At 72.4% G+C, this 20,993-nt stretch carries 22 protein-coding genes; 12 read left to right on the forward strand and 10 right to left on the reverse strand.

Annotated features, from left to right (window positions below):
• Positions 1-24: 24 nt before the first annotated feature.
• On the forward strand, positions 25-1,737 hold the full coding sequence (locus tag JHAT_RS17330; protein WP_171990936.1) for a threonine/serine exporter ThrE family protein: 1,713 nt from the start codon (positions 25-27) through the stop codon (positions 1,735-1,737).
• A 108-nt stretch (positions 1,738-1,845) separates the two neighbouring features.
• On the opposite strand, the gene JHAT_RS17335 is transcribed toward JHAT_RS17330, so the two are convergent.
• Complete coding sequence (locus tag JHAT_RS17335) at positions 1,846-2,826, reverse strand: DedA family protein (RefSeq protein ID WP_077799090.1); 981 nt, start codon at positions 2,824-2,826, stop codon at positions 1,846-1,848.
• Positions 2,827-2,959: 133 nt separating this feature from the next.
• Here JHAT_RS17335 and JHAT_RS17340 point away from each other — a divergent pair, with 133 nt between their 5' ends.
• Complete coding sequence (locus tag JHAT_RS17340; protein WP_030184065.1) at positions 2,960-3,325, forward strand: YbjQ family protein; 366 nt, start codon at positions 2,960-2,962, stop codon at positions 3,323-3,325.
• A gap of 21 nt (positions 3,326-3,346) precedes the next feature.
• On the opposite strand, the gene JHAT_RS17345 is transcribed toward JHAT_RS17340, so the two are convergent.
• Positions 3,347-4,108 carry a MerR family transcriptional regulator gene (locus JHAT_RS17345; RefSeq protein WP_077799091.1) on the reverse strand — a complete coding sequence of 254 codons (762 nt, stop codon included), beginning with the start codon at positions 4,106-4,108 and terminating at the stop codon, positions 3,347-3,349.
• Between the two features lie 99 nt (positions 4,109-4,207).
• On the opposite strand from JHAT_RS17345, the gene JHAT_RS17350 reads away from it, so the two are divergent.
• A complete protein-coding gene (locus JHAT_RS17350) occupies positions 4,208-5,632 on the forward strand; it encodes a glutamate decarboxylase (RefSeq protein ID WP_077799092.1) in 1,425 nt (474 codons plus the stop codon).
• Positions 5,633-5,837: 205 nt separating this feature from the next.
• Here the strand turns inward: JHAT_RS17350 and JHAT_RS17355 are convergent, their stop codons facing one another.
• The 4 genes from JHAT_RS17355 to JHAT_RS17370 form a co-directional block, all read right to left on the reverse strand.
• Positions 5,838-6,596: an ABC transporter permease gene (locus JHAT_RS17355; protein ID WP_171990942.1), complete on the reverse strand. Its 759-nt coding sequence runs from the start codon at positions 6,594-6,596 to the stop codon at positions 5,838-5,840.
• A gap of 20 nt (positions 6,597-6,616) precedes the next feature.
• Complete coding sequence (locus JHAT_RS17360; protein ID WP_171990937.1) at positions 6,617-7,558, reverse strand: ATP-binding cassette domain-containing protein; 942 nt, start codon at positions 7,556-7,558, stop codon at positions 6,617-6,619.
• 74 nt (positions 7,559-7,632) lie between these two features.
• Complete coding sequence (locus tag JHAT_RS17365; protein ID WP_077799095.1) at positions 7,633-8,274, reverse strand: PadR family transcriptional regulator; 642 nt, start codon at positions 8,272-8,274, stop codon at positions 7,633-7,635.
• Positions 8,275-8,306: 32 nt separating this feature from the next.
• Positions 8,307-8,639 carry an acyl carrier protein gene (locus tag JHAT_RS17370; protein WP_171990938.1) on the reverse strand — a complete coding sequence of 111 codons (333 nt, stop codon included), beginning with the start codon at positions 8,637-8,639 and terminating at the stop codon, positions 8,307-8,309.
• A 27-nt stretch (positions 8,640-8,666) separates the two neighbouring features.
• On the opposite strand from JHAT_RS17370, the gene JHAT_RS17375 reads away from it, so the two are divergent.
• On the forward strand, positions 8,667-9,203 hold the full coding sequence (locus JHAT_RS17375; RefSeq protein WP_077799096.1) for a beta-ketoacyl synthase N-terminal-like domain-containing protein: 537 nt from the start codon (positions 8,667-8,669) through the stop codon (positions 9,201-9,203).
• A gap of 30 nt (positions 9,204-9,233) precedes the next feature.
• On the opposite strand, the gene JHAT_RS17380 is transcribed toward JHAT_RS17375, so the two are convergent.
• Both JHAT_RS17380 and JHAT_RS17385 read right to left on the reverse strand, forming a co-directional pair.
• Positions 9,234-10,694, reverse strand: a complete 1,461-nt coding sequence (locus JHAT_RS17380) for an aldehyde dehydrogenase family protein (protein WP_077799097.1) — start codon at positions 10,692-10,694, stop codon at positions 9,234-9,236.
• Positions 10,695-10,760: 66 nt separating this feature from the next.
• Positions 10,761-11,585: a helix-turn-helix transcriptional regulator gene (locus JHAT_RS17385; protein ID WP_077799116.1), complete on the reverse strand. Its 825-nt coding sequence runs from the start codon at positions 11,583-11,585 to the stop codon at positions 10,761-10,763.
• Between the two features lie 355 nt (positions 11,586-11,940).
• Here JHAT_RS17385 and JHAT_RS17395 point away from each other — a divergent pair, with 355 nt between their 5' ends.
• A complete protein-coding gene (locus JHAT_RS17395; protein ID WP_171990939.1) occupies positions 11,941-12,441 on the forward strand; it encodes an ATP-binding protein in 501 nt (166 codons plus the stop codon).
• Positions 12,442-12,588: 147 nt separating this feature from the next.
• Here JHAT_RS17395 and JHAT_RS17400 read toward each other — a convergent pair whose 3' ends face one another.
• On the reverse strand, positions 12,589-12,858 hold the full coding sequence (locus JHAT_RS17400; RefSeq protein WP_077799099.1) for a DUF397 domain-containing protein: 270 nt from the start codon (positions 12,856-12,858) through the stop codon (positions 12,589-12,591).
• Positions 12,859-13,203: 345 nt separating this feature from the next.
• Between JHAT_RS17400 and JHAT_RS17410 the strand changes: the two genes are divergently transcribed.
• Positions 13,204-13,818, forward strand: a complete 615-nt coding sequence (locus tag JHAT_RS17410; protein WP_307718351.1) for a hypothetical protein — start codon at positions 13,204-13,206, stop codon at positions 13,816-13,818.
• A gap of 26 nt (positions 13,819-13,844) precedes the next feature.
• Positions 13,845-14,372, forward strand: a complete 528-nt coding sequence (locus tag JHAT_RS17415) for a DUF4232 domain-containing protein (RefSeq protein ID WP_077799101.1) — start codon at positions 13,845-13,847, stop codon at positions 14,370-14,372.
• Positions 14,373-14,392: 20 nt separating this feature from the next.
• Here JHAT_RS17415 and JHAT_RS17420 read toward each other — a convergent pair whose 3' ends face one another.
• Positions 14,393-15,541: a DUF2786 domain-containing protein gene (locus JHAT_RS17420; RefSeq protein WP_077799102.1), complete on the reverse strand. Its 1,149-nt coding sequence runs from the start codon at positions 15,539-15,541 to the stop codon at positions 14,393-14,395.
• Positions 15,542-15,640: 99 nt separating this feature from the next.
• Between JHAT_RS17420 and JHAT_RS17425 the strand changes: the two genes are divergently transcribed.
• The 5 genes from JHAT_RS17425 to JHAT_RS17445 form a co-directional block, all read left to right on the forward strand.
• The gene (locus tag JHAT_RS17425) at positions 15,641-16,270 is read left to right on the forward strand and encodes a LysE family translocator (protein ID WP_077799103.1); all 630 of its coding nucleotides are present in this window, start codon (positions 15,641-15,643) and stop codon (positions 16,268-16,270) included.
• An 81-nt stretch (positions 16,271-16,351) separates the two neighbouring features.
• Positions 16,352-17,116 (forward strand): Clp protease N-terminal domain-containing protein, encoded by a 765-nt coding sequence (locus JHAT_RS17430; RefSeq protein ID WP_077799104.1) that lies wholly within the window; start codon positions 16,352-16,354, stop codon positions 17,114-17,116.
• Between the two features lie 96 nt (positions 17,117-17,212).
• The gene (locus JHAT_RS17435; protein ID WP_077799105.1) at positions 17,213-18,895 is read left to right on the forward strand and encodes a bifunctional 3'-5' exonuclease/DNA polymerase; all 1,683 of its coding nucleotides are present in this window, start codon (positions 17,213-17,215) and stop codon (positions 18,893-18,895) included.
• A 258-nt stretch (positions 18,896-19,153) separates the two neighbouring features.
• Positions 19,154-19,456, forward strand: a complete 303-nt coding sequence (locus tag JHAT_RS17440) for a hypothetical protein (protein ID WP_077799106.1) — start codon at positions 19,154-19,156, stop codon at positions 19,454-19,456.
• Between the two features lie 65 nt (positions 19,457-19,521).
• A partial coding sequence (locus tag JHAT_RS17445; protein WP_077799107.1) for a tetratricopeptide repeat protein occupies positions 19,522-20,993 on the forward strand: 1,472 nt, incomplete at its 3' end.

Consider the following 20,993-nt stretch of genomic DNA (forward strand, 5'->3'; position numbering starts at 1 on the left):
TTCGTACCAGGGAGCGTTACGCAGGTGACGGAGGCCGAGGACCGCAAGCCGCAGTCGGACGAGGCGCACAGCGCCTTCCGGCCACCCCACGGGGTCGCGGCGTCGGCCGACGGCGAGTCGTCGACGACGTCGGAGTTCGAGATCCCGCAGGGGCTGGCCGTCCCGCGGCCCACCGGATCGGAGTCCGAGACGACGTCGGAGTTCGCGCTGCCGGAGGGGCTGGACGTGCCCCCGGCGCCGCCCGCCGAGGCGGAGGGGTCGGCGTTCAGCACGCCGAACACGTACAGCGCGTGGAGTGCGCCGGCCGCGTTCACCCCGGCGGGCGGGTTCCCGGCGGTGAGCCTGACCAAGGACGTGCCGTGGCAGGACCGGATGCGCCTGATGCTGCGCATGCCGGTGGCCGAGCGGCCCGCGCCGGAGACGGCGCAGCGGCACGACGACGAGGCGGGCCCCGCCGTACCGCGCGTGCTCGACCTGACGCTGCGCATCGGGGAGCTGCTGCTGGCGGGCGGTGAGGGCGCCGAGGACGTGGAGGCGGCGATGTTCGCGGTCTGCCGTTCCTACGGCCTGGACCGCTGCGAGCCGAACGTCACCTTCACGCTGCTGTCGGTCTCGCACCAGCCGTCCCTGGTCGACGACCCGGTGACGGCGTCACGGACGGTGCGCCGCCGGGGCACCGACTACACGCGGCTCGCAGCCGTGTTCCAGCTGGTGGACGACCTCAGCGACCCGGACACGCACATCTCCCTGGAGGAGGCCTACCGGCGCCTCGCGGAGATCCGCCGCAACCGGCACCCGTACCCGACCTGGGTCCTGACCGCGGCGAGCGGTGCGCTGGCCGGCGCGGCCTCGCTGCTGGTCGGCGGTGACGTGGTCGTGTTCTTCGCGGCGCTGTTCGGCGCGATGCTCGGCGACCGGCTGGCGTGGCTGTGCGCGGGGCGCGGGCTGCCGGAGTTCTACCAGTTCGCGGTGGCCGCGATGCCGCCGGCCGCGATCGGCATCGCGCTGACGCTGACGCACGTCGACGTGAAGGCGTCCGCGGTCATCACCGGTGGCCTGTTCGCGCTGCTGCCGGGGCGGGCCCTGGTCGCGGGCGTGCAGGACGGCCTGACCGGCTTCTACATCACGGCCGCCGCGCGTCTGCTGGAGGTCATGTACTTCTTCGTCAGCATCGTCGGCGGGGTGCTGGTGGTGCTGTACTTCGGCGTCCAGCTGGGTGCCGAGCTCAACCCGGACGCCGCGCTGGGCACGGGCGACGAGCCGGTCGTGCAGATCTTCGCCTCGATGCTGCTGTCGCTGGCCTTCGCGATCCTGCTCCAGCAGGAGCGGTCCACCGTGCTGGCGGTGACCCTGAACGGTGGCGTCGCCTGGTGCGTGTACGGCGCCATGCACTACACCGGCGGGATCTCGCCGGTGGCCTCCACGGCCGCGGCGGCGGGGCTGGTGGGCCTGTTCGGGCAGCTGATGTCCCGGTACCGGTTCGCGTCGGCGCTGCCGTACACGACCGCGGCGATCGGGCCGCTGCTGCCCGGTTCGGCGACGTACTTCGGGCTGCTGGCGATCGCGCAGAGCGAGGTGGACGAGGGGCTGCTGTCGCTGTCCAAGGCGGTGGCGCTCGCCATGGCCATCGCCATCGGGGTGAATCTCGGTGGGGAGATCTCCCGGCTGTTCCTGAAGGTGCCGGGTGCGGCGAGCGCCGCGGGCAGGCGGGCGGCGAAACGCACCCGCGGCTTCTAGGGCCGACCGTCCCCGGGTTCGGGGTGCGGTTCGGGGTGCGGGGATCGTCGGCGGGTGGCCGGTTCGTCGTGGCTCGCCGCGTGGTTCCCCGCGCCTCCTCGGGCTGTCTCAGTACCCCTGGTGGTAAGGGTCCTGTCCGGTCTGCTGACCGTCGTGGGGCTGCCGGCCGTAGCCCTGCGGGTACTGCTGGGCGTACGGCTGCTGGTACTGCTGCGACTGGTCGTACTGCTGCGGCTGCTGCGACTGGTCGTACCGCTGGGGCTGCTGCTGGTGCTGCTGCGACTGGTCGTACTGCTGCGGCTGCTGGTACTGATGCGGCTGCTGCGGCTGCTGCGGCTGCTGCGGCTGGTCGTACGGGTCCACTCTGCGGAGCTGGGTCGTGGCGTCGTCCATGACCGGGTACGAGGACCGGGGCTGGGGCTGGTGCTGCTGCGGGGCCGCCGGAGTGGCCGGCTCTGCCGCTGCGGCGCGCTTCTTCTTCCCGCGCTCGCGCAGGTACTCGATGCCGATCGGGACGACCGAGACCACGACGATCAGGACGAGGATCGCCTCGACGTTGGTGCGGATGAACTCGATCTGGCCGAGCCAGTAGCCGGCGAGGGTGACGCCCGTGCCCCAGGCCATGCCGCCGATGACGTTGTACGTGAGGAACGTGCGGTACTTCATGCGGCCGGCGCCCGCCACGATGGGGGCGAAGGTGCGCACGATCGGCACGAAGCGGGCCAGGACGATCGCCTTGGGGCCGTACTTCTCCATGAACTCGTGGGCCTTCTCCAGGTTCTCCCGTTTGAAGAGTCTGGAGTTGGGCCGGTTGAAGAGCTTTGGACCGAAGAACTTGCCGATCATGTAGCCGACCTGGTCACCGAGGACGGCGGCGGCCACGATCAGGGTGCACACCAGCCACAGCGGCTGGCTGATGTACTGCCCCTGGGCGACGAACAGGCCCGCCGTGAACAGCAGCGAGTCGCCGGGCAGGAACGCGAAGAGACCGGACTCGGCGAAGACGATCAGCAGGATGCCGGCCAGGCTGAAGGTCTCGATCAGGTAGTCCGGGCTCAGCCACTCGGGGCCGAGCGCAAGCGTGGTCACGGGATTGTGGCTCCTGCACTGGGGGGCGGGCTGGGGCTTGGCTGCCCCAACGTATCAACGCGGCCGTCGGGGCCCGGGTTCCACGGTCGTCCGAGGGGTGCACCGTGCGTCCGGGCGGGGAACCCTGTGAACCATGGGTATCGAAGAATACGGCGGCGGACAGGGCCCTCAGCCCGACGTACTCGTCGTGACCACGAACGACCTGCCCGGGCACCGCGTGCAGGAGGTGCTCGGGGAGGTCTTCGGACTGACCGTACGCTCCCGGCACCTGGGGAGCCAGATCGGTGCCGGGTTGAAGTCGCTGGTCGGCGGTGAGCTGCGCGGGCTCACCAAGACGCTGGTCGAGACCCGCAACCAGGCGATGGAGCGGCTGGTCGAGCAGGCCCGCGCGCGCGGGGCCAACGCGGTGCTGGCGTTCCGCTTCGACGTGACCGAGGCGGCGGACGTGGGCACCGAGGTGTGCGCGTACGGGACGGCGGTGGTCGTGGCCCGGGAGTGAGACCCGGGCCACGACCACCGCTCAGGAGGTGTGCCGGACGGCGTTGGCGAGGATCGCGTCGCGCATGTAGGCGGCGAGGCCCGGCTTGGCGGCGTCGATGTTTCGCGTGAAACGTTCGTCCGAGACGTACATCTCACCCAGGCAGGTGTGCATCTCGTACCCGCAGTCGTAGTGGTTGCGGGTGATGCCCTGCCGGTGGTCCTCGGCGACGTCCATGGCCCCCTCGGAGTCGGCGGGCTCGCCGGCCTCCATCAGGGCGACGAAGCGCCGGGTGAGCTCGTCGGCCTCGTCCTGGATGCGCTGCCAGTCCTCCTTGGTGTACGAGGCGGTCTTCTCCTTGGACTGGCGGTAGGCGTCGGTGTCGCCCCAGCGGTCCTTGACCTCCTCCTCGTACTGGTCGGGGTCGAAGTCGCCGAAGACCTCGAACTTCTCCTCGGGCGTGAGGTTGATTCCCATGCTGCGTGCCTCCATGGCCTGCTCCACGGCCGCCGCCATCTTCTGCAGCTTCTCGATCCGGGCGGTCAGCAGCTCGTGCTGGCGGCGCAGGTGCGCGCGCGGGTCCGCGGCCGGGTCGTCGAGCAGGGCGGCGACCTCGTCGAGCGGGAAGCCCAGCTCCCGGTAGAACAGGATCTGCTGCAGCCGGTCGAGGTCGGCGTCGCTGTAGCGCCGGTGGCCCGCGTGGCTGCGCTCGCTGGGTACGAGCAGGCCGATGTCGTCGTAGTGGTGCAGGGTGCGCACCGTCACTCCGGCGAAGCCGGCCACCTGTCCCACGGAGTAGCTCACTTCCGCTCCTTTCTCCGACGCCCTCCACGCTGCCGCCTCACGTGACGTGAGGTGCAAGTCCGGATGCGTGCCGCCCGGCCCGGACCTACCGTCGGTCGCATGTCACTGCACAAGGGTCCCCGCTCGCCCCACGACGACCGGGACCGGCGCCGGCTCGCCGTGAACCCCTTCCACGCGGTGACGAACCCGCTCGGCGGCATGATCGAGGCCCCGCCCACCCACCGGCTGCCGCCGTCCCCGCTGCCGCCGGAGACCGCGTACCGGCTGGTCCACGACGAGCTGATGCTGGACGGCAACGCCCGGCTGAACCTGGCCACCTTCGTCACCACCTGGATGGAGCCGCAGGCCGGGGTGCTGATGGGCGAGTGCCGGGACAAGAACATGATCGACAAGGACGAGTACCCGCGCACCGCCGAGCTGGAGCGGCGCTGCGTGGCGATGCTCGCCGACCTGTGGAACGCGCCCGACCCGTCGGCGGCCGTGGGCTGCTCGACGACCGGGTCGAGCGAGGCGTGCATGCTGGCCGGTCTGGCGCTGAAGCGGCGCTGGGCGCTGCGCAACGCGGACCGGTACCCGGCGAAGGACGTGCGGCCCAATCTGGTGATGGGCGTGAACGTGCAGGTCTGCTGGGACAAGTTCTGCAATTTCTGGGAGGTGGAGGCCCGGCAGGTGCCGATGGAGGGCGACCGTTTCCACCTGGACCCGCAGGCGGCGGCCGAGCTGTGCGACGAGAACACCATCGGGGTCGTCGGCATCCTCGGCTCCACCTTCGACGGTTCCTACGAGCCGGTCGCCGACCTGTGCGCCGCCCTGGACGCCCTCCAGGAGCGCACCGGGCTCGACATCCCGGTGCACGTCGACGGGGCCTCCGGCGCCATGGTCGCGCCCTTCCTGGACGAGGACCTGGTGTGGGACTTCCGGCTGCCGAGGGTCGCCTCGGTCAACACCTCGGGGCACAAGTACGGGCTGGTCTACCCCGGGGTGGGCTGGGCGCTGTGGCGGGACTCGGAGGCGCTTCCGGAGGAGCTGGTGTTCCGCGTCAACTACCTGGGCGGCGACATGCCGACCTTCGCGCTGAACTTCTCCCGGCCCGGCGCGCAGGTGGTCGCGCAGTACTACACGTTCCTGCGGCTGGGCCGCGAGGGCTACCGGGCCGTTCAGCAGGCCTCCCGGGACATCGCCCGGAGCATCGCCGAGCGGGTGGAGGCGCTCGGCGACTTCCGGCTGCTGACGCGCGGTGACCAGCTGCCCGTGTTCGCCTTCACGACCGCCGACGACGTGACGGCGTACGACGTCTTCGACGTGTCCCGGCGGCTGCGGGAGGGCGGCTGGCTGGTGCCGGCCTACACCTTCCCGCAGCACCGCGAGGACCTCTCGGTGCTGCGGGTGGTGTGCCGCAACGGCTTCTCGGCCGACATGGCGGACCTGCTCGTCGAGGACCTGGAGCGGCTGCTGCCGGACCTGCGGCGCCAGCCGGGCCCGCTGACCCGGGACAAAGGTGCGGCCACCGGCTTCCACCACTGACGGCTCCGCCGACCGGTCAGGAGAGGAGGGCGCCGCTCCTGACCGTCGTGACGAGCGTCGGCCGGGCCGGGGCGGGGCGATCACTGCGGGACCGCGGGCGTTCTTCGAGTCGCGCACGGGGACGGCGGGGCGGGGTGTCGACGCCCCGCCCTCACCGGCTCACCCGCCCCCACCGGCTCACCCGCCCCCACCGGTTCACCCGCCCTCACCGGCTCAGCCGCGCGAACCGCGCCACCGCCAGCGGGAAGAACACCGCGAGCAGCGCCAGCGGCCAGGCGGTGGCCGCCCAGAGGTGACCGGACTCGCCGCCGGGGCTGCCGAAGAGGTCGCGGACGGCCGTGGCGGTCTGGGACATCGGGTTCCACTGGACGACCGTGCCCAGCCAGCCGGGCATGGAGTCGGGCGTGGCGAAGGCGTTGGACAGGAAGCCGACCGGCCAGACCAGGATCTGCACCGCCTGCACCAGCTCGGGCTTCCCGGCCACCAGGGCCAGGAAGATGCCGATCCAGAGCATGGCGAAGCGGAAGAGCAGGAGCAGGCCCACCGCGCCCAGGAAGGCGCCCGGGCCGCCGTGGGCCCGCCAGCCCAGCGCGTACCCGACGCCGGTCAGCACGGCGAGGCCGAGCGCCGACTGGAGCATGTCGGCGGCGGAACGGCCCACCAGGACGGCACCGTTGGTCATCGGCAGGGAGCGGAAGCGGTCGACGACGCCCTTGTTGAGGTCCCGGGTGACGGCGATCATGGTGCCCTCCAGGCCGAAGGCCATGGTGAGGGCCAGCATGCCGGGGACCAGGTAGTCGACGTACTCGCCGCTCACGCCCCGGCCGCCGCCGACCAGGTAGCCGAACATCAGCAGCAGCATGACCGGGAAGACCAGGTTGACGACGACCGTCACCGGCTGCCGTCCCCAGCGGGCCAGCTCGCGGCGGGTCATGGTCCAGGAGTCGGACAGGGCGTACGACATGGCGTTCGGAGCACTCGTACTCACGCGGCCTCCTTCGTGCGGTCGGTGAGGTGCAGGAACACCTCGTCCAGGGTCGGGCGGCGCAGGACCACGTCCTCGGCCTCGATACCGGCCTCCTCCAACGCCCGTACGACGCCGGAGAGCGCGGCCATGCGGTCGGTGACGGGGGCGCTGAGCAGCCGGCGGTCGGGGTCGACGCGGACGTCGGTCAGCGGCAGCAGGGCCACCGCGGCGTCCAGCCGGCCGGCGTCGCGCAGGACGACGTCGACGCGGTCGCCGCCGGTGGCGGCCTTCAGCTCGTCCGCCGTGCCGTCGGCGACGACCCGGCCCGCGTCGACGACCGAGATGCGGTCGGCGAGCTGGTCGGCCTCCTCCAGGTACTGGGTGGTGAGCAGGACCGTCGTACCGGCGCCGACCAGGGAGCGGACCGAGCCCCACACCTCGGCGCGGCCGCGCGGGTCGAGGCCCGTGGTCGGTTCGTCCAGGAAGAGCACCTCCGGTTCGGTGATGAGGGACGCGGCCAGGTCCAGGCGGCGCCGCATGCCGCCGCTGTAGGTGCTGACCGGTTTGCGCCCGGTGTCGGTGAGGTCGAAGCGGGCGAGCAGTTCGTCGGCACGGGCGCGGGCCCGCCGGGCGCCCAGGTGGTGCAGGCGGCCGAACAGCTCCAGGTTCTGCCGGCCGCCCAGCTCCTCGTCGAGCGCCGCGTGCTGGCCGAGCAGGCCGATGCGCAGCCGTACCGCGTACGCCTCGGCGACGACGTCGTGCCCCGCCACCTCGACGCGGCCCGCGTCGGGCCGCAGCAGGGTGGACAGGATCCGGACCAGGGTCGTCTTGCCCGCGCCGTTCGGGCCCAGTACGCCGTGGACCGTGCCGCGCGCGACGGTCAGGTCGAGTCCGTCCAGTGCGTCCTTGCCGCCGTACCTCTTGCGTGCCCCCTCGACGGTGATCGCCGCGTCGGCCACTGAGCCTCCCCTATTAGTCAAACTTGACTACCGACGTCGAGGGTATCCCCGCTCATGCGGTTGGTCAAACTTGATCAGTCGACATCCCCGGGGTGCCGCTCCCCCGTCGCGTACGGGTTCTCCTCACCCTCCGCCAGCACGCCGACGAACGGCTCGCCCTCACCGGCGAAGGTGTACGCCCCGCCCCGGATGCGCTCGATCAGACCCCGCGTCCATGCGGCGCCGGAGTCGGCCGAGTGGACCCAGAAGTTCATGATCTCGCCGATGTGCCCGAGCTGACCGGGCCCCTCCTCGGGCGTGTAGTAGTCGGTGACGGCGGCCCGCCACTCCTCGATCTTCCGCACCCGCTCCTCCAGCAGCGCGAGGGCCTCCTCGCGCGGGAGGTCGACCATGAAACCGATCGCGGCGGTGAGCACGTCCGGCCGCTGGTCGTAGGCGGTGAGGTAGGCGCGGAGCAGGGTGAAGTACTCCTCGGTGCCCTGCTCCGTGATCTCGTACTCCACGCGCGGCGGCCCGCCCGCCGTGGACGGCGCGATCTCGTGCGCGAGGAGCAGTCCCTGTTTCGCCATCTGCTTCAGCGCGTGGTAGATCGAGCCGGGCTTGGCGTTGGACCACTCGTGCGCGCCCCAGTACTCCAGGTCGTTGCGCACCTGGTAGCCGTGGGCCCGCCCGTGCTGGCGGACCGCGCCGAGCACCAGGAGACGGATCGCTGACATGGGGTCCAGGTTAGGGCCTGTTGCGGAGGCGCCTACGCGCCGGTGCCCAGGTCGAGCCGTTGGTGGATCAGGCGGGCGAAGTGGGACAGCGTGCGGCCGGTGGCCAGGTCGGCCGGTCCGAGGCGGATGTCGAACAGCTCTCTCGCCTGCGTCAGGAACTGCACCCCCAGCAGCGAGTCGAGGCCGAGGTCGGTGACGTTGAGCGAGGGGTCCAGGCCGGCCGGATCGGTCTGCAGGACGTCCGCGAGGAGCCGGGTGATCGTGTCGGTGATCTTGTCCACCGCACGGTCCTCCGGGAGGTCCGCCAGCGTGCCCAGCAGCTCGTCGCGCGCGTCCGGGGAGACGGCCGGGAACACGGGGACCACCGAGAACGCCGAGAGGGTGGCCCCGTCGTGACCGCGCCGGTCGCCGTCACGGGTGTCGGTCTGCTCACCCCCGCCGGTCAGGACGCCGACGCCACCTGGGACGCGGTCTGCCGGGGCGCGGGCAGCGCGGCCGCCCACGATCCGGAGCTGGCCGGTCTGCCCGTGGACTTCTCCTGCCGGGTACCCCTCTCCCGCGAGGCCCTGGACCGGCGCGTCGGACGTGCCGCCTGGCGCATGTCACGCAACGCCGTGCTGGCGGTGCTCGCCGCCCGGGAGGCGGTGCGCGACGCCGGGCTCGACCCGCGGACGTGGAACGGCGACCGGGTCGCCGTCGTCGTCGGCCACAGCCTGGGCGCGGCGGGCGACGTCGGGGCCGCCCTGACGGTGCTCACGGTGCAGCACGGCACGGTGCCGCCGGTCGCGAACCTGGACGCCCCGGCGCCCGGGTTCGACATCGACTGCGTCACCGACGAGCCCCGCCGGCAGGACGTCCGTGTCGCCGTCAGCCACTCCTTCGACTTCGGCGGTCACAACGTCGTCCTCGCCCTGGCCGGATCCTCGTGACCGGCCCCGGGGCGGCGTCTTGCCGGTGCTTCAGAACGGGAACGCGCTGCGCCCGTGCTGCACCGAGATCCACTTCTGCGTGGTGAAGGCGTCCAGCATCGTGTCGCCGTTGAGACGGCCGATGCCGGAGTGCTTCTCGCCGCCGAAGGGCACGATCGGCTCGTCGTGCACGGTGCCGTCGTTGACGTGGAACATGCCGGTGTCGATCTGCCGGGCGAAGCGGACACCCCGCTCGACGTCCCCCGTGTGCACCGCACCGCTCAGGCCGTAGGGCGTGTCGTTGACCAGGCGCACGGCCTCCTCCTCCCCGTCGAAGGGGACGAGGAAGGCGACCGGGCCGAAGACCTCCTGCTTCAGCAGGGCGGAGTCGGCGGGCAGGCCGGTCAGGACCGACGGTGTGACGAGGTTGTCGGTGGTCGTGCCGCGCACCAGGGCGGTCGCGCCCTCGGCGAGTGCCTGCTCGACCACGCCGGCCAGCGCGTCCGCCTGCGAGGAGTTGATCACCGGGCCGATGACGGTCGACGGGTCGCTCGGGTCGCCCGCCTTGAGGGTCTTCACCTTGGCGACGAACTTCTCGGTGAACTCGTCGGCGACCGCGCGGTCGACCAGCACGCGGTTGGCGGCCATGCAGACCTGGCCCTGGTGGACGAAGCGGCTGAAGACGGCGGCGTCGACCGCGTAGTCGACGTCGGCGTCGTCGAGGACCACCAGGGCGCTGTTGCCGCCCAGTTCGAGCACCGAGCGCTTGAAGTGCGCGGCGCAGACGGTGGCGACGTGACGGCCCACCGCGTCCGAGCCGGTGAAGGAGATCACCTTCGGGACCGGGTGCTCCAGGAAGGCGTCGCCGATCTCCGCGATGTCGGTGACCACGACGTTGAGCAGGCCGCCCGGCAGGCCGGCGTCCTCGAAGAGCTTCGCGACCAGGGTGCCGCCGACGACCGGCGTGTTCTGGTGCGGCTTGAGGACGACGCCGTTGCCGAGGGCGAGGGCCGGGGCGACCGACTTCAGGGAGAGCAGGAAGGGGAAGTTGAAGGGGCTGATGACGCCCACGACGCCGACCGGCACCCGGTAGACGCGGTTTTCCTTGCCGTCGACCGGCGAGGGGATGATCCGGCCCTCGGGACGCAGCGCCAGGTGGACGGCCTCGCGCAGGAACTCCTTGGCGAGGTGCAGCTCGAAGGCGGCCTTCAGACGCGTGCCGCCCAGCTCGGCGACGATCGCCTCGCTGATCTCCTCCTCGCGCTCCTCCACCAGCCGCAGCGCCTTCTCGAACACCGAGCGGCGCGCGTACGGGTTCGTCGCCGCCCACTGCTTCTGCGCCCGCTCGGCCGCCCGGTACGCGGCGTCGACCTCGCCGACGGTGGCTATCGTGATCGAGGCCAGCTTCTCGTCGTCGTACGGGTTGAAGTCGATGATGTCCCAGGAGCCGGTGCCCGGGCGCCACTCGCCGTCGATGTACTGCTGGGCGAGGTCGGTGAAGTACGACGACATGTGATCCCTCAATCCCCTAGCTGCCGCCCGGACGGCTACCTGATGGGGCGTCATCGTACTTGTGTTTCAGGCGAGTTGGAGGAGACCCCGCAGAATGTCCCGGCTCTCGTCCGGTCCCGGACTGTCCTGCTGAAGCTCCTTGAGCGCCGCCTCGTACTGGGTGACGTCCTCGCGCTTGTCCAGGTACAGGGCGCTGGTGAGCTGCTCCAGGTACACGACGTCCGAGAGGTCGGACTCGGGGAAGCTGAGGATCGTGAACGCGCCGCTCTCGCCCGAGTGGCCGCCGAGGCCGAACGGCACGACCTGGAGCCGCACGTTGGTGCGTTCGGACATGTCGATCAGGTGCTGGAGCTGCCCGCGCATCACCGCGCGGTCGCCGTACGGGCGGCGCAGCGCGGCCTCGTCCAGGACGATGTGGAACTCGGGGGCGTTCTCGGCGACGAGGTGCTTCTGCCGCTCCAGGCGCAGCGCCACCCGCCGCTCGACGTCCTCCTCGCTCGCCCCCTTCATGCCGCGCCGGACGACGGCGCGGGCGTACTCCTCGGTCTGCAGCAGTCCGTGGACGAACTGCACCTCGTACACGCGGATCAGTGACGCCGCGCCCTCGAGGCCCACGTAGGTGGGGAACCAGCTGGGCAGTACGTCGGAGTAACTGTGCCACCAACCCGCGACGTTGGCCTCCTTGGCCAGGGAGAGCAGGGAGGCGCGCTCCTGCTCGTCCGTGATGCCGTACAGCGTCAGCAGGTCCTCGACGTCCCTCGTCTTGAAGCTCACCCGGCCCAGCTCCATCCGGCTGATCTTCGATTCCGAGGCGCGGATCGAGTAGCCCGCCGCCTCGCGCGTGATCCCCCGCGTCTCACGCAGTCGCCTGAGTTGTGATCCGAGCAGCATGCGCCGCACCACCGATCCGGGCTCTCCCGCGCTCACGTTCGCCAGCCTCCCCAGCCGTCTCCAGGGCCGAAGTCTGCCACTAAAACACTCCGAGCTGTACTCACCCGGTTACGGAAACGGAATCGCGCCACAGGGAACACGCGGATTCGGGAGGTGAGTCGACATCGTCCCCCCCGGATACGAGGTGAAGAGGTCGCGAAGAGGGCGGAAAAATTACCCAACAAGCGGCACGTGCGGGTCCATTTCGGTCACGTGCACGTGCATCTGCCCTTGCATCTGTGGAACGCATCCGAAACCATGGTCCCGCACCACCGCGCCGCATCGCTACGACCGCGAACTCCCGGGAGTGCCTCGCATGGGGACGAATGGATCGACCATGCTCGAGCCGTTACGGCAGGGCCTTCCCCCACTCGACCCCACGGCCGTCTCCCACGCCGCATCCTGTGCCCTGCCGCCCCGCTACGAGGCGGTGCGCGAGGCCCGGCGGTTCACCAGCAGGACGCTCGACGACTGGGAACTGGGCGACCGTTTCGACGACGTCTGCCTCGTCGTGTCCGAGCTGGTCACCAACGCCCTGCGGCACGCGCTGCCGGCCGGCGCCCCGTGGTCGGCCGACCGGGACGGTCCCGTGCGGCTGCACCTGATGCACTGGACCGAGCGGCTGGTGTGCGCGGTGCGCGACCCCAGTCACGACAGCCCGGTCGCCCGGGACACCGGCGACTTCTCGGCGGAGTCGGGCCGCGGCCTGTTCCTCGTCGACTCCTTCAGCGACAGCTGGGGCTGGCACCCGCTCGCCGGCACGCTGGGGGGCAAGGTCGTGTGGGCGCTGTTCCGGCTCCGGCAGCCCGCCGCCTGACCGTTCACGGGCGTCCGCGTCGCGCCCCCGGGCCGTGACCGCGCGCCAGTCCGGGCGCGGTCGGTCCACGATCGGCCCGCGGTCGGCCTGTGGTCGACCCGCGGGTTGATCGTGACCAACTCACGTTCGAACCACGTAAGTTCGCGATCAGCTCGCGATCAGGTGGTCGAACTCGCCGTCCTTGACGCCCAGCAGCATGGCCTCGATCTCCGCACGCGTGTAGACGAGCGCGGGGCCGTCGGGGAAGCGGGAGTTGCGCACCGCGACGCCGCCGTCGGGCAGCCGCGCGAACTCCACGCAGGAGCCCTGCGAGTTGCTGTGCCGGCTCTTCTGCCAGGCCACGTCGTGCAGCTGCGTGGCGGCCATGCCGTTGTAGACGCCGGATGCATCGTCAACGTCGTACACGTCGTGGTCCACAGGTCGCTCCCCGGTGGTGCACTGGCTGGTGTGGCCATTGATGCAGTGGTCAACTGGTCCGGATCATAACCTTGTTCACGTGCATCTGCATGGGCAAATGCACGTGCACGCGCAGTGTCACTCCGGTTACAGCGTCGACGACCGCTTCGCCGAAGCCCTCGCTCACTTTGACGTCCGCTCCGAGGAAGTCGTTCCCGCGTATGCCCCGGGATGTGCGGAACATGCGGAGAACGCGCGGCGCCACCGGACCCCACCGGACGTCTGCCGGGAGTTCGCACGTCGTCCTGGTAGCTTGCGGCTGACGTGGGGCCCACCCGACCGTCCGGCTACAGCTTGGAGCTTGCGGTGACACTGGTGACTGCGGAGAGCACGGCGAGTACGGCGAACGCGACGAGCACGGCGGACGCGGCTCGCACGGCTGTCCGCGCGGACCGCCCCGGCGGCGCCCACGTGCACGCGCGGCGGTCCGTCCGGGCGGCCGCCGCGGCCGTCGCCCTGGTGGGCGCGCTGACGCTGACCGCGTGCACCGACGGCGGTGACTCCGAGGACGCCCCGGGCAAGGGCGGCGCGTCCTCGGCCACGCCCGGCGCCCCGTCGAGCGCGGACACGGGCGGTACCGGCGGCGACTCGCCGTCCGCCGCCGCCGACGGGCTGGAGGGCAGCTGGCTGACGACCAGCGACGGCCACGTCGTCGCCCTGATGGTCACCGGCGGCAAGGCCGCCCTCTTCGCCACGGGCGGCTCCATGTGCAGCGGCACCGCGGGGGAGGAGTCCGGCACCCGCACCATCCGCCTGAAGTGCACCGACGGCACCGACGACCGGGCGAGCGGAACGGTCGAGTCGGTCGACGGGACGTCGCTGAGGGTGAGGTGGCGGGGCGCCCTGGGTGAGGAGACGTACACCAGGTCCGAGGGCGGATCGCTGCCGCCCGGACTGCCGACGGCCGGTCCGAGCTCCTGAACCGCACCCACGAAGGAACCACACTCATGCGCACCACCAAGCCGGCCGTCCTCGCGACGGCCGCCGTCACCGCGGCACTCCTCCTCACCGCCTGCGACAGCGGTGGCGGCGGCGACGACGCCGGCCCGGGCGGGACCGAGGACCGCGGCCCCGCCGCCTGCCGCATCGGGGAGATGGGCGTGGACATCGCGCCGAGCCCCGCTCCGGCCGCCGGGGACACCGGCACCGTCTCCGTGACCCTCGCCAACCGCGGCCCGGCGTGCACGCTCGACGGCTTCCCCGCCGCCACCCTCACCGCCGACGGCACCCCGGTCGAGGTCCCCGTGGACGAGGCCGCCGTCGCGCAGCGGCTGGCCCTCGCCGTGGAGGGCACGGCCACCTTCACCCTGACCTACGTACGGGGCGGCGCCGACGGTCTCGTCGTGTCGGCCGCGGAGTTCGCCCTGCCCGGTGACGCCGCCACCCACCGCTTCCCGTGGTCGTACGGCGAGGTGGCGATGGAGGGCGGGACACCGGACGTCACGGTGAGCGCGTTCCAGCGCGCCGGGGACTGACCGGCCGGCGGTACCCGGGCCTACCGCCCGGGCAGCGGGCGCCGGCGGCCCACCCGGGCCCGCTCGGCGGCGCGGGTGCCCTCCGTCCAGCCCGCCGCGTCGTCGACGCCCCGCAGCCGGGTCGTGGTCGTCTCCGGGAACATCCGCTCCAGGCGGTCGGTGACCGCGACCTCGCGTGAGGCGAGGACGGGAAGCAGATCGGCGTCCGCCGCCCCGGCCCCGGCGGCCGCCCGCTCGGCGGCCGTCCGCTCGGCGACGGCCCGCAGACGGGTGCCCGCGCGATGGGCGTAGGCCGCGAGGAAGGACTGACGGAAGGTCTTGGTCCGCTTGCGCCCGCCGGCGCGCTGGGCGGCCTCCGCCTTCGTCATCGCGGTCTCGGCCTGCACCAGCAGGGAGGTGTAGAGGAGTTCCACCGCCTCCAGGTCGGCCTCGAAGCCGACGACGGTGGAGAAGCCGAGGGCCTCGTTCCACACCGCCCGGCAGTGGTTGGCGTCGGCCACCGCGTCCAGGAGCACCGCCTTGACCTGCTCGTAGGGCGGCTCCACCCCGATCCGGCAGGCGCCCGGCGCGTCGGGCGAGGGCGCGTGGGCCGACAGCAGCGCCTCGTCGACGCTGTGCCGGGCCATCAGCTCCTGCGCCTTGGCGCTGAGCGCCTCCGCCTCCTGCGGATAGCCGGTCGCCTCCGCCTTGGCGAGCAGCGCGCGGATGCGGGCGAGGGCGCGCGACTCCGACCGGGGCCCGTGGCGCGGCGCCTCCGCCTCCAACGGCTCCAGCACGGGCAGGCGCAGCAGCAGGCGGTAGAGCTCCAGTACGGCGGTGGCGTGCGAGAAGCGGTCCGTGCGGGGCGCCGCCCCCTGGTCCGCCAGGTCCTCCAGCTGCGCGGCCCAGCGGGGGCCGCGCGGGCGGTCGTGCGCCGCCTGGGCCCGGATCAGCCCGGCCGCCAGCCGTACGTGCACGTCGTCCAGCTCGCGCCGCACGATCCGTACGACGTCGGCGGGCTGCCAGCCGCGCCGCCAGGCCGTGGCCACGAACTCCTCGCCTCGCCGGGCCAGTTCGGCGTCCGCCGCCGGGTCGGCCGCGAGCAGCGAGGCCGCGGTGTCGAGGGCGGTGTCGTCGGTGTCGTACAGGGCGGCCCCGAAGGCGCGGTCGACGGTGCTGGACGTGCTCACCCGGTGATGGTGCCACGGTCCCGGACACGGGGCCGCGGCGCGTCTCGGTCCGCGGAAATCCGGTCGTCTGCGTGGCACGCGGCGACGAGCATGGCACGCATGGTGGACACGACTCTCTACGCGGCGTTCCTCGTCGCCGCCTTCGCGCTGTGCGTCACTCCGGGGCCCGACATGATGTTCATCGTGGCGATGGGCGGGCGGGGCGGGCCCGCGGCGGGCGTCATGGCGGCGTTCGGCGTGGCCTGCGCGATGCTGGTGCACGCGGTCGCGGCGGCGCTCGGCCTGTCGGCGCTGTTCACGACGCTGCCGACGCTGTACCACGTGCTGCGCTGGGCGGGCGCGGCCTACCTGCTGTACCTGGCGGTGAAGGCGTTCCGGGACCGGTCGGTGCCGGACGAGGACGCGGCGCCGAGGGGGGCGGGGATGCGGCGGGCCTTCTGGCAGGGCGCGATCACCAATCTGCTCAACCCCAAGGTGATCCTCTTCAACGTGGCGTTCCTGCCGCAGTTCGTCGACCCCGGCCTCGGACACGTCCCCGGTCAGCTGTTGCTGCTCGGCGGCACGCTGGTGGTGATGGGCTTCCTGTGGGACGGCTGCGTGGGGCTGCTGTCCGGTCGGCTGGCGGGCCTGCTCAGGCGCAGCGCCCGGGTGAACCGCTGGCTGAACATCGCTTCCGGGACGGTGTTCACGGGGCTGGCGGTGCGGTTGGCGGTGGCCTCGCCGAAGTAGTCGCCGCCGGCCCTTCCGGACACGACCGGGTACTGTCAACCATCGGTTGACAGTGCCCGGGGCGCAACCTACGGTTGACACATGACGACGAACCCGAGCAGCATCACGTCATCCGTACGTCTCGACGACCTCATCAACGCGATCAAGAAGGCGCACGCGGAGCCGCTCGAACAGCTCCAGGACGCCGTCATCGCCGGCGAGCACCTCGGTGAGGTGGCGGACCACCTGATCGGCCACTTCGTGGACCAGGCCCGGCGTTCGGGCGCGTCCTGGACGGACATCGGCAGGCGCATGGGCGTCACCCGGCAGGCGGCGCAGAAGCGCTTCGTGCCCAAGGAGTCGGCCGACCTCGACGCGAGCCAGGGCTTCAGCCGCTACACGCCCCGCGCGCGCAACGCGGTGATGGCCGCGCACAACGAGGCCGTGGCCGCGGGTGCCGCCGAGGGCCTGCCCGAGCACCTGCTCCTCGGCGTGCTCACCGAGCGCGAGGGCCTGGCCGCCAAGGCGATCGCCCGGCAGGGCGTCCCCCTCGACGCGGTCCGCGAGGCGGCCCTGGCGGCGCTCCCGCCGGCCGCCGACGAGGCCCCGGAGCTGGTGCCCTACGGGCCGGCGGCCAAGAAGGTCCTGGAACTCACCTTCCGCGAGGCCCTGCGCCTCGGCCACCACTACATCGGCACCGAGCACATCCTGCTCGCCCTGCTGGAGCACGAGCACGGAGAGGGCGTGCTGAGCGGTCTCGGCATCGGCAAGGAGGCGGTCGAGCGGTACGTCACCGAGACGGTGGACCGGTTCCTGAAGACGGCCGAGGAGTCGGGGCGGGGGGCTGCCGGGGCAGAGGGCAGCTGAGGCCGCCGCTTCCACGGCAAGGGCGCCCGGGCAGGGGCAACCGCGCCGCGCCCCCGTCCACGGGCCGATGTCGGACCCTCCTGTCACACTCGCGGCATGGCCGACCGGTGGGCGCTCGCCACGGCCGAGGACGGTGGCGTGGACGTCGCCCCCCTCGGCCCCGACGGGCTGCCCGCCGGACCGGTGCGGCGCGAGCCCGACCTCGCCGAGGCCGTCCGCGCCCGCCCGGACGTCACCCGGTGGGTCTGGCGCTCCACCGCGGAGATCTACCCGCGCCTGCTCGCCGCGGGGGTGCGGGTGGAGCGGTGCTACGACATCGAGGCCGCCGAGACCCTCCTCCTCGGCCACGAAGGGCGGTACGGGCAGCCGCACTCGGCCGCCGCGGCCCTCGCCCGCCTGCGCGGCGGCCCGGTACCACCCGACCCGCCCCAGCGCTCCGCCGCACCGGCCGCCCAGTCCCCGCTGTTCGAACCGCAGGGCGTGCACGTGCCCCTGGACGACCTCCTCGCCGTCTACACCGAGCAGCAGCGCCGCCACGACCGGTCCGCGCACCCCGACCGGCTGCGCCTGCTGACGGCGGCCGAGTCGGCGGGGATGCTGGTCGCCGCCGAGATGAACCGCGCCGGACTGCCCTGGCGGGCCGACGTGCACCGCGAGGTGCTCCACGACCTGCTCGGCGAGCGGTACGCGGGCGGAGGCGAGCCGCGCCGCCTGGCCGAGCTGGCGGAGGAGGTGTCCGCCGCGTTCGGGCACCGGGTGCGGCCCGATCTGCCCGCTGACGTCGTCAGGGCGTTCGCCCGAGCCGGGATCAAGGTCACGTCCACCCGCCGCTGGGAGCTGGAATCGGTCGACCACCCGGCCGTGAAGCCCCTGCTCGCCTACAAGAAGCTGTACCGGATCTGGGTGGCCCACGGCTGGTCCTGGCTGCAGGACTGGGTGCGCGACGGCCGCTTCCGCCCCGAGTTCCTCGCCGGCGGCACCGTCACCGGGCGGTGGGTGACCAACGGCGGGGGCGCGCTGCAGATCCCCAAGGTGATCCGGCGGGCCGCCGTGGCCGACCCGGGCTGGTGCCTCGTCGTCGCCGACGCCGACCAGATGGAGCCGCGCGTCCTCGCCGCGATCTCCCGCGACCCCGGGCTGATGGAGGTGGCCGGCCGGGAGACCGACCTCTACCAGGCGGTGTCCGACCGGGCCTTCTCCGGGGACCGCGCCCAGGCCAAGCTCGCCGTGCTCGGCGCGGTGTACGGCCAGACCTCCGGCGACGGCCTGAAGAACCTCGCGGCGCTCAGGCGCCGCTTCCCGAGGGCGGTGGCGTACGTCGACGACGCGGCCCGCGCGGGCGAGGAGGGCCGGCTGGTGCGGACCTGGCTGGGGCGCACCTGCCCGCCGGCGGCCGGGACGACCGGCGACGACCCGGCCGAGGAGGCGGGCATGCCCCAGGACGCCCCCGGCCCCGAGGGGTGGGTGCCGGGCCACGCCTCCACCGACGCCCGCGCGCGGGGCCGCTTCGCCCGCAACTTCGTCGTCCAGGGCAGCGCCGCCGACTGGGCCCTGCTGATGCTCGCCGCCCTGCGGCAGGCCTGCGCGGACCTGGCGGCCGAGCTGGTCTTCTTCCAGCACGACGAGGTGATCGTGCACTGTCCGCGGGAGGAGGCCGACGCCGTCGTCACGGCGATCCGGGAGGCGGCCGACCTGGCGGGCAGGCTCACCTTCGGCCGGACGCCGGTACGGTTCCCGTTCACGACGGCGGTGGTGGAGTGTTACGCGGACGCGAAGTGAGCGCGTCCGGCGGTGCGCCGACTCCGGCGGTGCTCCGACCTCGCCCCGGACCGCGACAAGGAGGCCCCGGTCTCCGTTGTCACTCGCGGATGTCGGTGGAGCAGCCTCCGGCGTGGACCACCGGTCACTACCGTGCCCTTGCCGCGGCTGTGCCGTAGGGGCGGTCACCTGGTTTCACGTGATGTGCCGCGAGGGACGAGCACGAGACAGACGCCGGTGGGAAGATGAAACCCGGCGATTCGTCTGAGGGGGCGTCACATGAATCGGACCGCACGATGGCTCCTGTTGGCCGTCGGTTCGCTGGTGGTGTTCGGGCTGTGCGTGTGGCTGGGGGATGCGTTGCTTCCCTGGGACCGGCCGGAGCGGATCGGCGCGGGAGCGGGCGCCGGGGCGGTGCTCGCCGCGGTACTGGTGGCGTGGGGATCGTCCGCGATCGGCTCCACCCCCCCGTCCCCGCCCCGAGGGGGGAGCAGGAACACGGCGTCGGGCGAGCGGTCGGTGGCCACGGGGGACAACTCGGGGATCATCGTGACCGGGGACAACGGCGACATCCAGCGGTGAACGCCGATCCCACCCCCTCATCCGCCTCCGGCACCCGGACCGCGTCCGCAAGCAGCAATCCGGGGGTGATAGCCACCGGGAACGACGCCCGGATCGAACAGCGCACCCTTGTGCTGCCGCCGGGCGCCATGGGGCCGGCGCTCGACGGCGCAGCCATCGAGAAGTTGAACAACCTGCCCGCCTACGACAGTCCGGTGTTCGAGGGCCGGGACGAGGAGCTGCGGGCCCTGGCCGCCGTCCCCTCGACGGGCACGGGAGTGGTGGCGCAGAGCGTGCGCGGTCTGGGCGGGGTGGGCAAGTCCACGCTGGTGCTCCACCACGCGCGGGCGTTCCTCGCCGCCGGCGGCGGTCCGGTGTGGTGGATCGACGCGGAGACCGAGGCGGGCATCGTGGCAGGGCTGGCGGGCCTGGCCACCGCCCTCAACCCGGTACACGCGGCCCTGCCGCTGGAGGAAGCCGCGGAATGGGCCCTGCTGTGGCTGCAGGGTCGGTCGGGCTGGCTGGTGGTACTGGACAACGCGGAGGACCCCGCCGACCTGGCCCCCTACCTCGGCCGGCTGACCACCGGCCAAGTGGTGATCACCACCAGACGCGACCTGCCCTGGCAGAACTTCGGCGCCCCCCTGTGCCTGGACACCCTTACTCCGGACGCCGCCATGGCGGTTCTGGAGGGCATCACCGGCCGCACCCGAGCCGACGACACCGCGTTCGGAGAACTGGCCGAGGAACTGGGTCACCTGCCTCTCGCCCTGCAGCAGGCCGGCGCCTACCTGGCACAGACCCGCACCTCTGCCGGCGACTACCTGACCGAACTCCGTCAGGACCCGGCCGACATCCTCGCCACCACACCCCCCGGCGACGCCCAGCAGCGCACGGTGTCGCAGGTGTGGAGCGTCACCCTCAAAGCCGTGGAAGTGGCCGACCCGCACGCGGTGCATCTGCTGCGCATCCTGGCCCACATGGCCCCGGACCCCCTGCTGCGCAGCGTCCTGGACACCGCCCTGCCCACCCGCAGGGCCGTCGACCACGCCCTGGGCGTACTCGCCGCCTACAGCATGATCACGCTGACGGACTCGACCGTCACCACCCACCGCCTCGTCCAAAGCGTCGTCCGCATCACCACACCGCCACCCCCCGCAGCACCCACCCGCCGCCGACGCCTCGTCCACCGACTGCTTGGACGTCCTCTCGCCGCACCCCCTTCCGCACCGCTGACCACCGCCCTGTCCCTCCTACTGGACGCCGTGCCGCCGGGCAATCCCGCAGAGGTGACAGGGTGGCCCATCTGGCACAGCCTCCTGCCCCACTTCCAGGCAGTGACGGCCCATCACCCCGACGACAGCAAAGACTTCGGGCTGGCCACAGCCCTGGGGGAAACCTCCGTCTACCTCCGCAGCCGCGGCCAGGCACCCTTGACACTGCCGCTGGAAGAGCGGGCACTGACCATCACCGAAGCGGCACTGGGACCAGACCACCCCACCACCGCCCTACGATTGGGCAACCTCGCCGCGACGCTCTCCGACCTGGGCCGGCACGG

The organism is Streptomyces sp. JHA26, assembly GCF_002005565.1.
GTDB lineage: Bacteria > Actinomycetota > Actinomycetes > Streptomycetales > Streptomycetaceae > Streptomyces.